This window comes from uncultured Nocardioides sp. (assembly GCF_947489365.1).
GTDB lineage: Bacteria > Actinomycetota > Actinomycetes > Propionibacteriales > Nocardioidaceae > Nocardioides.
In genome coordinates this window covers 186,938-199,869 of sequence record NZ_CANLDB010000007.1, presented here as the reverse complement: position 1 = coordinate 199,869, position 12,932 = coordinate 186,938, and the positions used below count along the sequence as shown (strand labels likewise).

The following is a 12,932-nucleotide window of genomic DNA, read 5'->3' as shown; positions in this document are numbered from 1 at the left end:
CCTAGTGGCCGAAGCGGGCCTCGCGGCGCTCGCGGAAGGCGGCGGCGCCCTCGGCGAAGTCGGCGGAGGCGAGGAGGCGGCGCTGCTGGCGGCGCTCGGTCTCGAGGGCCTCGGCGAAGGCGGGGAGTCCGCGGGCGTCGACGGCGCGCTTGGCGGCGGCGTACGCGTGACGCGGTCCGGCGGCGAGGCGGGCCACGAGGGCCGCTGACTCCGCGACGAAGTCGTCGGCGGGCCAGACCCGGGCGAAGAGTCCGAGGCGGAGCGCCTCGTCGGCCGTGATGCGGTCACCGAGGACGGCGTACGCCATCGCGCGCGGACGGCCCAGCGCGGCGACGAGGTACGCCGTCGCGCCACCGTCCGGCATGAGGCCGATGGCGTCGAAGCCGCCCTTGAGGTACGCCGCGTCGGACGCCAGCACCAGGTCCGCGCCCATCGCGAACGACGCCCCGACCCCGGCGGCGGGACCGTTGACCAGGGCGACGACGAGCTGCGGCACCTCCCGGCAGGCCAGCGCGAGCCGGTTGACGCTGTCGATGGTGGAGGCGTCCGGGAGGCCCGCCTCTCCGCCCGCGGACCCGGTGCCGAGGCCGGCGGAGCCCAGGTCGGCGCCCGCGCAGAAGGCCCGGCCGGCGCCGGTCAGCGTGATCACCCGGACGTCGTCGCGCTCGCCGGCGGCCTCGACGAGGTCCACGACCTGCAGCACGAGGTCGGTGGTCACGGCGTTCAGGGCGTCGGGCCGGTCCAGCGTCAGCGCCAGCACGCCGTCGCGGTCGTCGACGCGGAGGTCGGAGTCGCTCATCCGGGCACTATACGGTCAACGCTGACCGTTGTAGCGTGCGTCACCCCCGCCCCCGGAGGTCCGCATGTTCCCCGGCACCCACGCCGCCACCCAGCCCGACAAGCCCGCGATCGTGCACACCACCTCAGGTGTCGTCCGGACGTACGCCGACCTCGAGTCCCGGTCGGTCCGCCTCGCGCGGTACCTCCGCGAGCAGGGCCTGGGGGAGGGCGACGACGTCGCGTTCCTGTCCGGCAACCTGCCGGAGGTCTTCGAGGTCTACTGGGCCGGCCTGCGGTCCGGCTTCGTCGTCACCGGCGTCAACCACCACCTCACCGCGGGCGAGGTCGCCTACATCCTCGGCGACTGCGACGCCCGTGCGCTGCTGGTGTCCCGTTCGTGCCTGGAGCTGGCTGGGGCCGCGCTCGCCGAGCTGGGTGACGCCATCGGCATCCGCGTGCTCCTCGACCCCGGCGAGGACGGCGCCCCCGCCGGCTGGACGTCGTACGACGAGGTGCAGGGGACGACCTCCGACGCGCCGCTGGCCGACCAGCCGCGCGGCGTCGACATGCTCTACTCCTCCGGCACCACCGGCCGGCCGAAGGGCGTCAAGGCGCCGCTGCCCGGCCACGGGATCGACGAGCGGCTCGATCTGTTCACGATGGTCTTCGCACCGGCGTACGGCTTCGACACCGACACCGTCTACTACAGCGCCGCCCCGACGTACCACGCGGCGCCGCTGCGGTTCGGCGGCGTCGTCCACGCCACCGGCGGCACGGTGGTCATGGCCGACCGGTTCGACGCCGAGGACGCGCTCGAGGTGATCCAGACGCACCGCGTCACGCACAGCCAGTGGGTGCCGACGATGTTCGTGCGCATGCTGAAGCTGCCCGAGGAGGTGCGGGCGTCGTACGACGTCTCGAGCCTGCGGGTCGCCGTCCACGCGGCCGCGCCGTGCCCGGTCGAGGTCAAGCAGCGGATGATCGACTGGTGGGGCCCGGTGCTGCACGAGTACTACTCCTCGACCGAGGCCAACGGCATCACGATGGTCACCCCCGACGAGTGGCTCGAGCGTCCCGGCACCGTCGGGCAGGCGAAGCTCGGCGTCGTCCGGATCTGCGGCCACGACGGCGCCGAGGTGCCCACCGGGGACACCGGGATCGTGTACTTCGAGCGCGACGTGCGGCCGTTCAGCTACCACAAGGACGACGCGAAGACCGCGGCCGCGACCCACCCGGACCACCCGACGTGGACCACCACCGGCGACATCGGCCACGTCGACGCGGACGGCTACCTCTACCTCACCGATCGGGCGGCCTTCACGATCATCTCGGGCGGCGTCAACGTCTACCCGCAGGAGATCGAGGACGCCCTCGCGCTGCACCCGGCGATCCTGGACGTCGCGGTCGTCGGCGCCGCCGACGACGACCTCGGCCAGGTCCCGGTCGCGGTCGTGCAGCCCGCGGACGGCGTCGAGCCGTCCCCGGCGCTGGCCGAGGAGATCCTCGCCGACCTCCAGGGGCGGATCGCCCGGTTCAAGGTGCCGCGCGAGCTGCACTTCGTCGACGCCCTGCCGCGCTCGGCGACCGGCAAGCTGGTCAAGAAGGACCTGGCGGCGCGCTTCGCGTGAGCCCCGCCCGGGCTCAGCCCAGCAGCTCGCGCCGCGCCAGCTGGCGCCAGGCGGCGAGCTGCGGGTCCGTGGCGGGGTCGCGCGGCGCGAACGAGTAGGTGAGCGCGACGCCCCGCATGCTCGTGGTGACCAGCTCGCGCACCGCGGGGTAGCGCGGGTGCGCGCACAGTGCGGGGCCGAACATCGCGTCCGTCGAGCGGCGGATGTCCTGGCCCAGCGCGTGCTCCAGCGGGCGCAGCGCGTCGGCGAGCGCCCGGTGGTGGCGGGAGGCGAGCCACAGCTCGGTCGCCGCCCAGAAGAAGCCCTGCTGGTAGGTGCGCCACATCTCGCCGACCGCCTCGTCGATCCGCGCCCCGGCGTCGGTCGGCCAGTCGGTGCGCTCGCGCTGCGCGGCGAGCCGGGCCTGGACGAGGTGCTGGACGGCGGCGACCAGGAGGGTGTCCCGCTGGGGGTACTGGTGCAGCAACCGGCCCCGGCTGACGCCTGCGCGCTCCTGGATCCGCAGCGTCGACGCCCCGGCGTACCCGTGCTCGATGAGGACCTCCACGGCTGCGTCGAGCACGTGCTGCTGCGTACGGCGGCTGCGCTCGGCGAAGTCCGGACGGGCCCCGCCCGTCGCCGTGTCGTCGCCCGAGGTCATGGGACCCACGCTAGGCGTACAGCCCCCTCGGCCGCCTCGTCGGTCGGTGGCGGGTGTCGGCGGGGCGTCGTACGGTCCCGCGCATGGCGGCACGGCGACCCGACCCGGACTCCTCGCTGGCCGTGCGTGTCGCCCCCCTCGCGCTGGCGCTGCCGGGTGCGGTCGAGGAGGACGCCTGGACCGGGCTGCGGTGGCGCGTGCGGGGTCGGACGTTCGCCCACGTCCTGGCGCTGCACCACGCCGACGCGGCGTCCCGGCTCGGCGTGACCGACGGGCGGGTGGTGACGGTCGTCCGCCTGCGCTGCGTCGGTCCGGAGCGGGCCGCGCTCGCGGCGATCGGGCCGCCGTACCTGCCGGGGGACGACGACGAGGTGCTCTCGGTGGTGCTCGACGACGCCACGGACTGGGCGGAGATCAGTGAGCTGGTCACCGAGAGCTGGCGCGTGCTGGCGCCGGCGCGGCTCGTGCGGGAGCTCGATGCGAGGCCGCCGTGAGGCGGCCGTGAACCGAGCGAGTCTCACACCCCGGCGGGGGCCGCCAGCACGTCGAGCAGCTGCAGGCGCTCGTGGCTCTCGGTGCCCGGGATGGCGGTGTAGACGAGCAGCGAGTGGCCCTCGTACGGGTCGAGCAGCGTCTGGCACGTCAGCTCCAGGCGCCCCACCTGCGGGTGCAGGAAGGTCTTGGACTCCCGTGGGCGGACGCCGATCTCGTGCTCGGCCCACAACGCGGTGAACTCGGGGCTCCGCGCGAGGATCTCCTCAGCGAGGAGCGCGGCCCGCGACCCCGGACCCCGCTGAGCGACCAGCGCCCGCGCATGGGAGGCGAAGAGCCGCGACAGGAAGGCGTGGTCCTCCTCCGGGTAGAGGGCCCGGGCCCCCGGCAGCACGAACCACCGGTAGGGCAGGCTCCGCTCCCACCCCTGGAATCGGCTGGCGTCGCCGGTGAGCGCGGCACCGAGCCGGTTCTGCCGCAGGGTCTCGCCGAGCTCGGTGGTGACCTCGGCGGGGGTGTCGTCGAGGCGGTCCAGCACCCGCAGCACCCCGGGGCTGATGTGGGCGCCGGCGGCGGCTGACGTCGGGGGCGGGTGGCCGACCAGGTGGAACAGGTGGTCCCGCTCGTCCCGCGTGAGGTGCAGGCCCTGGGCGATCGACGCGAGCATCTGCTCCGAGGGCCGTGGTCCCCGCTCCTGCTCCAGCCGCGAGTAGTAGTCGGTCGACATGTGGCAGAGCACGGCGACCTCCTCGCGCCGCAGCCCCGTCGTACGGCGCCGTCGCCCGCGGGGCAGGCCGACGTCCTCCGGCTGCAGCGACTCGCGCCGCCGACGCAGGAAGTCGGCCAGTCCGGTGCGGTCCACGGTGTCCCTCGGTTCTCGACGTGTGCGGACGTCCGTTCTACCCCGCTCGTCCTGGCACAACCACGGATCACCGGTCCCTGGATCCGCCGACCCTGGATGCCCCGCCGCGGCCGTCGCAGGGTGGGAGCACCGGATCGACACCACGTCGATCCCCTCGATGAGGAGCCACCCGTGCCCCGTACTCCCACCCTCGACGTCCCCGACCTCTCCGGACGCCTCGCCGTCGTCACCGGCGGCAGCGACGGGATGGGCGTCCACCTCGCCGCCCGGCTCGCCGCCGCCGGCGCCGAGGTGGTGCTTCCCGTCCGCAACCGCGCCAAGGGCGACCGCGCCGTGGCCGCGATCGGCGACCGCGTGCCCGGCGCCCGCGTCTCGCTGCGCGACCTCGACCTGTCGTCCCTCGACTCGGTCGCCGCGCTCGGTGCCACGCTGTCCGACGAGGGCCGCCCGATCCACCTGCTCGTCAACAACGCCGGGGTCATGACCCCGCCCGAGCGGCGGACGACGGCCGACGGCCTCGAGCTGCAGTGGGGCACGAACCACCTCGGCCACGTCGCCCTCGTCGCCCACCTGCTGCCGCTGCTCGTCGCGGGCGGCGCGCGGGTCACCTCGCAGACCAGCATCGCGGCGAACCGCAACGGCGTGCACTGGGAGGACCCGGGCTGGGAGCGCTCGTACGACGGGATGAGGGCCTACAGCCACTCGAAGATCGCGGTCGGCCTGTTCGCGCTCGAGCTCGACCGCCGCAGCCGCGCCGAGGGGTGGGGGATCAGCAGCAACCTCGCCCACCCGGGGGTGGCCCCGACCAGCCTGCTGGCCGCCCGACCCGAGGTGGGACGCAGCCGGGACACCGCCGGCGTCCGGGTGATCCGCGTGCTCTCGCGGCTCGGGATCACGGGTACGCCCGAGTCCGCGGCACTGCCGGCCGTGATGGCCGCGACCACCCCGGACGCCGGGGGCCGGTTCTACGGCCCCCGCGGCCCGGGCGGGCTCGGCGGACGGCCCGCGGAGCGGACGCCGTACGCGAGCCTCCGCAGCCCGGAGGACGCCGCCCGCATGTGGGCGCTGTCCGAGGAGGCCGTCGGGGTCCCGCTCAGCGTCTGAGGCGGTCACTGCCCCGAGGACCGGCCGGAGATCGAGGTGCGAGCGTCGCGCAGCGACCGAGCCACGAGATCCCGGGAGACGACAGCGGACTTCTCGCCGGGTCTCGAGGCTCCTCGCTGGCGCTCGTCGTACCTCAGCCGGTGGTGGCGGACGACGGGGCGAACCGCGCCGACCCGCCGTACGACGCCCGCGCCTGCGTGCCCCGGGAGGCGGGACCGACCCGCAGACGGGCGGTCCCGTCCTCGAGGCGCGCCCGGCGCGTCTGCCCGGCAACCTGCACCGTCACGCGACCGATCGGGGTCGGCTCCGTGTCGGTGTTGCGCACCGTGACCAGGGCCACGCCGCTGCGCTGCGGGGTCGGGCGCTGCGCCCACCGGATCGTCGTGGCGGTGCGGGCGCGACGGACCATCAGCTCCTCAAGGGTGCGGGCCCCGGTGACGTCGGCCCCGGTGTCGGGTACGAAGACGAACGCCAGGCGCTGCTCGCCGGTCCCCAGGCGCGTGCCCGGCACCACCGGCCGGGCGACGCCGTCCACTACCTCGGCCGTCGCGATCGTGACGCCCCGACGGCGCACCTCGACGGTGCCGCTGATCCCGCTCGTGTCGTCGTCGGCGCCCGTCTCGGACACCTCGACACGTGGGCGCAGGTCGCGGCCGTACCGGACCGCGTCCGGGACGCCGCGGACGTCGAGCCGAGCCTCGCCCCGCGTCAGGCGGTCGACGCCGAAGAGGGTCGTCGTCCCGGAGACCTCGTTTCCGACCGCCACCAGGGGCTGACCGGTGGGGGAGTCGGCGGCGGCGACGAACTCGACGCCCTCGGGTCCGAGGTCACCGGCCTGGTCGAGCACGGCCTCGGGGTCGTCGGCGTCCTCGACGGAGACCGAGAAGTCACGGTTGTTGACGTAGGTGACGAACACCGAGTCGGCGGGGTCGGTGACGTCGAAGACCATCAGCCCGCCGACCCGCTCGAGGCCGACGAAGGCGTAGGTGCGCCCGCCGACACGGCCCAGGTCGAGGTTCTCCGGCTCCGGGCCCTTGTCGTCGCTGCGGCCCTCGAGGTTGCTCTCGCTGTGGTTGGAGTTGAAGAAGTCCGGCACGGCCTCGGCGGTCAGCTGCTCGAAGGCGTCCGCGGAGTCGAAGACCCGCTCGCCGTCGGTGGTCCAGATCGAGAACGACCGCGTCCCGAAGGAGTAGAGCTGCTCGTAGCAGCTGGCGCCGTCGGTGATGCCCGAGGCGGTCGTGACGTTGAGGCGACCGAGGTCGGCGACGCCGAGGCGACCGTCGGCGGGGGAGCCCGGGCACACCTCGAGGCCGCCGGCGCGCGCGGGCTCGGCGTAGTCACCCCACTCGCGGGCGTCGCCCTCGTTGGCGGTGACGAGGTACGTCGTGCCGCCGGCGCGGTAGGACTCGATGCCGTCGGGCATCGGCAGGCCGAGGACGGGCCGGGGTTCGATCGCGATCTCGCCGTCGCGGTCGGAGGGGTCGATGCCGTTGCCCGCGACCGCGTGGTCGACCGGCGCGAGCGGGAGGAGGTCGGTCACCTCGGCGGTGTCGAGGTCGACCACGGCGAGGGCGTTGGCCTCCTGCAGCGCGGCGTACGCGACGGAGCCGTCGGCCTCGGTGGCGACGTACTCGGGCTCGAGGTTGCGGGAGACCCGGAAGCCCTCGCCCACGTGCGGGCCGAAGACGCGGACGCCGGCGGGGAGGGTCTTGGTGCCGCCGTCCTCGTAGGCGCGGAAGTCGGCGGTCCGGACGGCGGACTGCGGCGGCGCGACGACGCCCTCGCCGAGGTCGATCACGCCGACCGAGCCCTCGGGGTCGACCGAGAAGTCGTCGGCGGGCTCGCCCTCGTTGGCGACGACGGCACGGGCGCCGTCGTCGGTGATCGTCACCATGTCGGGCAGGGCGCCCACCTGGACCGACCCGAGCCACGTCAGGCTGTCGGCGTCGGCGAAGGCGATCCAGCCGGGGTCGGTCTTGACCGGTGCCTCGACCGCGACGGCGAGCAGGCCGTCGTCCCGGACGGCGACGGAGTTCACGGTCACCCCGGTCGGCACCCCGGCCGCGTCGGAGGCGACCAGGGACGTCTCCCGGGTGGGGTCGGTCGGGTCGGCGGCGTCGAGGACGTCGAGCTCCCCGGAGAGCGCGTTGACGACGAAGAGGCGCTGCGTGGCGGCGTGGAAGTGCACGATCTCCGCGGCCGACCGGTCGAACACCCCGGTGCGGTAGGTGCCGATCGGCTCGACCGACAGCGCGGCGTCGTCGGCCGAGAGCACCACCGGCTCGGGCACGACGGAGCCCTGGGCAGAGGCCGTCGGCAGGCCGACGAGGAGGGGCAGGCCGAGGGCAGCGGCGGCGAGCGGGGCGGCGTACCGGAGGACCGGTACGGCGCGTCGTCGGCCGGAGGGCGCGGACATCCGGAAAGGCATGCGCGCACGGTAGGGATGACGGCCCGGTGCCGGGGTGCCGTGGGGCGAGCGGTGGATGACGGCCCGGCGAACACTCGGGGTGCCACGGCGGAGGTGCCACAGTGGGAGGCATGAGCGCAGCCGAGGCGACCTACCGGACCACGACCGTCGCCGTCGACGGGGGCGACCTCGCCGTCGGCGTGTGGGGACCCGACGACCCGCAGGCCCCGACCGTCGTGGCGATCCACGGGATCACCGCCTCGCACCGGTGCTGGCCGCTGGTCGCCGAGGCGCTGCCGGGCGTGCGGGTCGTCGCCCCCGACCTGCGGGGACGCGGGCGCAGCGCCGACCTGCCCCCGCCGTACGGGATGGCGCGGCACGCCGCCGACGTCGCCGCGGTGCTCGAGGCGCTGACGTCCGGCCCGGTCGCGGTCGCCGGGCACTCGATGGGCGGCTTCGTCGCGGTGCAGCTCGCCGCGCTGATGCCCGAGCGGGTGAGCAGGCTGCTGCTCGTGGACGGCGGTCTGCCCCTGCCCGCCCCGGCGGCACCGGCGGCACCCGCTCCGACCGACCCCACCGCCCCCGCGGAGGTCGGTGACGTCGCCGCGGCCCTGGGCCCGGCGGGCAAGCGGTTGACGATGACGTTCCCGTCGCGGGAGGCCTACCGCGACTTCTGGCGCGAGCACCCCGCCTTCGCCGCGGACTGGAGCCCGACCGTCGAGGCCTACCTCGACTACGACCTGCGCGGCACCGAGCCCGAGCTGCGGCCCAGCACGACGGTCGAGGCGATGGCCGCGGACGGCGCCGAGCTGTTCGGCCACCCCGGCCACCTCGCGGCCCTCGACGCGGTCGCCGAGGCGGGGCTCCCGCTGACCTTCCTCCGCGCGCCGCGGGGGCTGATGGACGAGCCCGAGCCGCTCTACCCGACCGCCGCCGTCGAGGCCGCCGCCGAGCGCCTGCCGCTGCTCGCGGCGTACGACGTCGAGGACGTCAACCACTACACGATCGTCATGGCCCCCGGCGGCGCCCGCACCGTCGCCGACCGCCTGCGCCCCTGAGGGCCCAGTCGGCACGTCTGCGCAGCCGTACGGCGTCGAGTCGGCAGGTCTGCGCAGCCGTACGGCGTCGAGTCGGCACGTCTGCGCAGCCGTACGGCGTCGAGTCGGGCGGAGGCTGCACGAAGGGACACAGTTCGCCTCGGCGGTGGGTGCGCCGGCGCGACCTGGTGCGGTGTGAGGCGGCGAGGGAGCCCGCCGGGTGTCGAACTGTGTGCGCTCGTGCACGGGACCGCGAGGGTCCTCGCGGCGATGGCGGCGGCGCCACGCGCGTGGCGCGCCGGTGGTCGACGTGGGTCGCGAGGCGTTGTCCACCGTGACCGGGTGAGCTGCAGGGTTAGTCCCCTGAGGTCCTGCTGTCCGGCAAGGTCCGGAGCGGCAGTTCTCCAGGCGAGTACCGGGGCGACCCGGCCGGCTGTGGAGGAGCGGTACTCCGTGACGTCTCGCACGAGCTCAGACCCGCGGATGGTGCGTACCGTCACGGAGTACCGCGACCACGGCTCCGGAGGGTGATCGGACCACGTGGCCCACACATCCAGCAGGAGAGCCCGAGTCGGCACGTCTGCGCAGCTCAATCGGGTCGAGTCGGCACGTCTGCGCAGGTGTACGGCGTCGAGTCGGCACGTCTGCGCGGGTACGGCGCCTGGGCCGTTCCTCCCAGGTGCTCACAAGCGCCGACCCGACCGGTGGAATCCGCCCGGCTGGGGGTGCGCAGATGTGCCGACTCGACCGGCTGGGGGTGCGCAGACGTGCCGACTCGGCGGTCTGGGGGTGCGCAGACGTGCCGACTCGGCGGTCTGGGGGTGCGCAGATGTGCCGACTCGAGGCCCTACAGCTGCGCAGACGTGCCGACTCGACCGACTGGGTGGGGCTGGGTCAGCCCTCGCCCTCGGACCCGTCGCTGCCGTCCCGACGGCGCTGCGATCGCTGCATCGCGCGGGCGGTGCCCGGGCCGAGGACGCCGACGCCGATGACCTCGTCGAGCACGCTGACGACGACCTCCAGCGACTGGATGAGCGCGCCGTAGACGGGCCACGAGCGGCCGGGCAGGCCGGCCTCGTCGAGGTCCTCGACCAGGGCGGTCAGCCGGCCGCGCAGCTCGCCGACGTCGGGGTCCCACTGGATGGCGAGCTCGCCCGTCTCGCGCAGGATCGCCAGCCAGGGCTCGCGGAAGCGGGGGTCCCACTCGGCGGCGGAGGCGACGGCCTCGGCGATGATCCGGGCGATCGAGCGGGTGCGGGCGATCGCGTCCTCGAGGCGGATCAGCCGCTCCTCGCTGACCTTGACGTCGGTCGCACGCCGTGACCGGTGTCGGCGGGCGTTCCAGCGGTGGCTCTCCCGGGTGAAGTGCAGCAGCTCCTCGGCGCGGTCGAGGTCCCGGTCGATCCGACGGGTCTCCTCGATCCAGACCTCGGTGTGCTCCTGGCGGGCGGGCAGCGACATGTCGTCGGCCATCTGCTTCAGCAGCCGGCCGAGGCGGGTGGTGACGTCGTCGAGCTGCCGGCTCGCCAGCCCGTGGTCCAGCGGCGGCACGATGAGCATGTTGACCACCAGCCCCACGCCGACGCCGAGCAGCGTGTCGGCGAAGCGGTGCAGCAGGATCGTCTCGTTCTGCGCGAAGCCCGCCGTGAGCACGAACAGGGCCGTGGTCGCCACGGTGGCACCCTCGGTGCGCAGCCCGGGGACGTTGCTGATCAGGAGGCCGATCAGCACCGACACGGCCAGGGCGGGCCCGCCGTACCCGAGCACCGCCACGGCCGCGAACGACAGCAGGATGCCGAGGAACGACGCCAGCACGATCTGCCCGCCGCCCTTGACCGAGCGGAACACGGTCGCGCTGACCGTCAGCAGCGCTGCCCACGGGGCCAGGAACGGCTGCTGCAGCTGGAGCCAGGTGTCCGCCAGCGCCCAGGCGGCGGACACGGCGATCGTGGCCTTCAGCGCCTGCAGGATCGGGGTGCGGACCTCGGCCCGCGTCATGGTGCGGACGCCGCGCCACGAGCGCGCACGCTCCAGTCGGTCGTCCATCTGCGTCACGGACAGACGATAGGGGAGGCCGGTCCTCCTCACCCCGCGGAGGTGCGGTTCCCTGCGTGGGTCTCCCGCGACAGCCACGTCGCGGCGATCGTGACGGCGCTGAACCCGACGAGGTAGAGCGCCACCGACCACGGCTCGCCGCCCGACCACCCGAGGAGCAGGACGGCGAGCACGGGGGACAGGCCACCGGCGACCACCGAGGAGGTCTGGTAGCCGAGCGACGCGCCGGTGTAGCGGTGCTCGGGCTCGAACAGCTCGGAGGTGAACGCGGCCTGGGGCCCGTACATCAGGTCGTGGAAGAAGATCCCCACCACGATCGCCACGACGATCAGCAGCCCGCTGCGGGTGTCGAGCAGCCAGAAGAACGGGAAGCAGAAGAGTCCCGAGGCGACGGCCCCGACGAGGTAGACCCGCCGGCGTCCGTACTCGTCCGAGAGCCACCCGGTGAACAGCAGGCCGCCGATGCTGATGGCGGACGCCACCAGGACGCCGGCCAGCGCGTACGTCCGGTCGAGCCCGAGCGTGGTGGTGACGTAGGTCAGCGAGAAGACGGTGAGGATGTAGAAGATCGCGTTCTGCGACAGCCTCAGCCCGATCGCGAGCAGCACCTCGCGCCACTGCCGCCGCAGCACCTGGCCCAGCGGGAACCTCGCCACCGCGCCCTCGGCCTTCACCCTGTCGAAGTCCGGGGTCTCCTCCATCTGCAGCCGGATCACCAGGCCGACCACGATCAGCGCGGCCGAGCCGAGGAACCCGACGCGCCAGCCCCAGGCCAGGAACGCGTCCTCCGACAGCAGCAGCGACGTCGCGGTGAAGACGCCGTTGGCGAGCAGCAGGCCCGCCGGGACGCCCGCCTGCGGCCACGCCCCGAACACCCCGCGGCGGGTCTCGGGGGCGTGCTCGACGGCCACCAGGACGGCGCCGCCCCACTCGCCGCCGACGCCGAAGCCCTGCACGATCCGCAGCGTCAGCAGCCCGACCGGCCCCCACACGCCGATCGTCGCGTACGTCGGCAGCAGGCCGATCAGGGTCGTCGCGACGCCCATGACCATCAGCGAGGTCACCAGCATCGCCTTGCGGCCGACCTTGTCGCCGTAGTGGCCCATCACGATGCCGCCGAGGGGGCGGGCGATGAAGCCGGCGGAGTAGGTCAGCAGCGCCAGGAGCGTCCCGGTCAGCGGCGAGTACGACGGGAAGAACAGCTGCGGGAAGACGAGCGCCGCCGCGGTGCCGTAGAGGTAGAAGTCGTACCACTCGATCGTCGTCCCGACGAACGAGCCGAGCCGGGCCCGTCGCCGGGTGGTGGCGAGGTCGGCCGTCGTGGGCCGGTCGGTGACGGACACGGGCACCCCTGAGTCTGGACTACAAAGACGACTCAGATACTAGACATATCCATTGGTGCCCGAGCGGGCGGGTCAGGCGCCGAACGCGAAGCGCTGGACGGGCTCCCAGGGCCCGCCGACGTAGCGCCAGACGGCGAGGGCCTCGGCGGTCGCGGTGCTGGGCTCGAACGACGCCCGCAACCGGTCCACCGTCGCTCGGGCCTCCTCGGGCGAGACCTTGTTCTGGACCGTCACGTGCGGCCGCAGCCCCTGGGAGTCCTGACGGGTGAGGTCGTCCGACCACGCGCGCTGCAGCCGCCGGTGCAGCGCGACGAGCTCGTCGGCCTCGAGCCGGTACGCCGCCCCGCGGCCGAGCGCCATCACCTCGGCGACCCGCAGGTCGAACGACGGCCGGTCGGCCTCGGCGGCGACGTCCGCCAGCACCCGGTCCAGCCGCTCGCCCGGGACGGCGTGGAACAGCGTCAGGTGCGCCCCGACCGCCGTGCGGGGGAACAGCTCGGCCCGCTCGGCGTCGAAGCGCCGCTGGTGGGTCTCGTCGAGCTCGAGCGACACGACGAGGGGATCCATGCCCTCGCGGTACCCGG

At 74.3% G+C, this 12,932-nt stretch carries 11 protein-coding genes; 4 read left to right on the top strand and 7 right to left on the bottom strand.

Going from position 1 to position 12,932, the window contains the following annotated elements; all coding sequences use genetic code 11:
• Position 1: 1 nt before the first annotated feature.
• Positions 2-799, bottom strand: coding sequence for an enoyl-CoA hydratase-related protein (locus Q0858_RS18140; RefSeq protein WP_299057480.1), 798 nt, complete (start codon positions 797-799; stop codon positions 2-4).
• A gap of 64 nt (positions 800-863) precedes the next feature.
• Here Q0858_RS18140 and Q0858_RS18135 point away from each other — a divergent pair, with 64 nt between their 5' ends.
• Positions 864-2,408, top strand: a complete 1,545-nt coding sequence (locus Q0858_RS18135) for an acyl-CoA synthetase (RefSeq protein WP_299057477.1) — start codon at positions 864-866, stop codon at positions 2,406-2,408.
• A gap of 13 nt (positions 2,409-2,421) precedes the next feature.
• Here Q0858_RS18135 and Q0858_RS18130 read toward each other — a convergent pair whose 3' ends face one another.
• Positions 2,422-3,048, bottom strand: coding sequence for a TetR/AcrR family transcriptional regulator (locus tag Q0858_RS18130; protein WP_299057474.1), 627 nt, complete (start codon positions 3,046-3,048; stop codon positions 2,422-2,424).
• A gap of 83 nt (positions 3,049-3,131) precedes the next feature.
• On the opposite strand from Q0858_RS18130, the gene Q0858_RS18125 reads away from it, so the two are divergent.
• Positions 3,132-3,542, top strand: a complete 411-nt coding sequence (locus Q0858_RS18125) for an MmcQ/YjbR family DNA-binding protein (protein WP_299057471.1) — start codon at positions 3,132-3,134, stop codon at positions 3,540-3,542.
• A 23-nt stretch (positions 3,543-3,565) separates the two neighbouring features.
• Here the strand turns inward: Q0858_RS18125 and Q0858_RS18120 are convergent, their stop codons facing one another.
• Complete coding sequence (locus Q0858_RS18120; protein ID WP_299057468.1) at positions 3,566-4,402, bottom strand: helix-turn-helix transcriptional regulator; 837 nt, start codon at positions 4,400-4,402, stop codon at positions 3,566-3,568.
• A 171-nt stretch (positions 4,403-4,573) separates the two neighbouring features.
• Between Q0858_RS18120 and Q0858_RS18115 the strand changes: the two genes are divergently transcribed.
• Positions 4,574-5,506 carry an SDR family oxidoreductase gene (locus tag Q0858_RS18115; RefSeq protein ID WP_299057465.1) on the top strand — a complete coding sequence of 311 codons (933 nt, stop codon included), beginning with the start codon at positions 4,574-4,576 and terminating at the stop codon, positions 5,504-5,506.
• A gap of 133 nt (positions 5,507-5,639) precedes the next feature.
• On the opposite strand, the gene Q0858_RS18110 is transcribed toward Q0858_RS18115, so the two are convergent.
• Positions 5,640-7,934, bottom strand: a complete 2,295-nt coding sequence (locus Q0858_RS18110) for a choice-of-anchor I family protein (protein WP_299057463.1) — start codon at positions 7,932-7,934, stop codon at positions 5,640-5,642.
• A gap of 110 nt (positions 7,935-8,044) precedes the next feature.
• On the opposite strand from Q0858_RS18110, the gene Q0858_RS18105 reads away from it, so the two are divergent.
• Complete coding sequence (locus Q0858_RS18105; protein WP_299057461.1) at positions 8,045-8,971, top strand: alpha/beta hydrolase; 927 nt, start codon at positions 8,045-8,047, stop codon at positions 8,969-8,971.
• 873 nt (positions 8,972-9,844) lie between these two features.
• Here the strand turns inward: Q0858_RS18105 and Q0858_RS18100 are convergent.
• The 3 genes from Q0858_RS18100 to Q0858_RS18090 all read right to left on the bottom strand — a co-directional run bounded on the left by Q0858_RS18100 (position 9,845) and on the right by Q0858_RS18090 (position 12,915).
• The gene (locus Q0858_RS18100) at positions 9,845-10,996 is read right to left on the bottom strand and encodes an FUSC family protein (RefSeq protein ID WP_299057586.1); all 1,152 of its coding nucleotides are present in this window, start codon (positions 10,994-10,996) and stop codon (positions 9,845-9,847) included.
• A gap of 38 nt (positions 10,997-11,034) precedes the next feature.
• On the bottom strand, positions 11,035-12,348 hold the full coding sequence (locus Q0858_RS18095; protein WP_299057459.1) for an MFS transporter: 1,314 nt from the start codon (positions 12,346-12,348) through the stop codon (positions 11,035-11,037).
• Positions 12,349-12,420: 72 nt separating this feature from the next.
• Complete coding sequence (locus Q0858_RS18090) at positions 12,421-12,915, bottom strand: 2'-5' RNA ligase family protein (protein ID WP_299057457.1); 495 nt, start codon at positions 12,913-12,915, stop codon at positions 12,421-12,423.
• Positions 12,916-12,932: the final 17 nt, after the last annotated feature.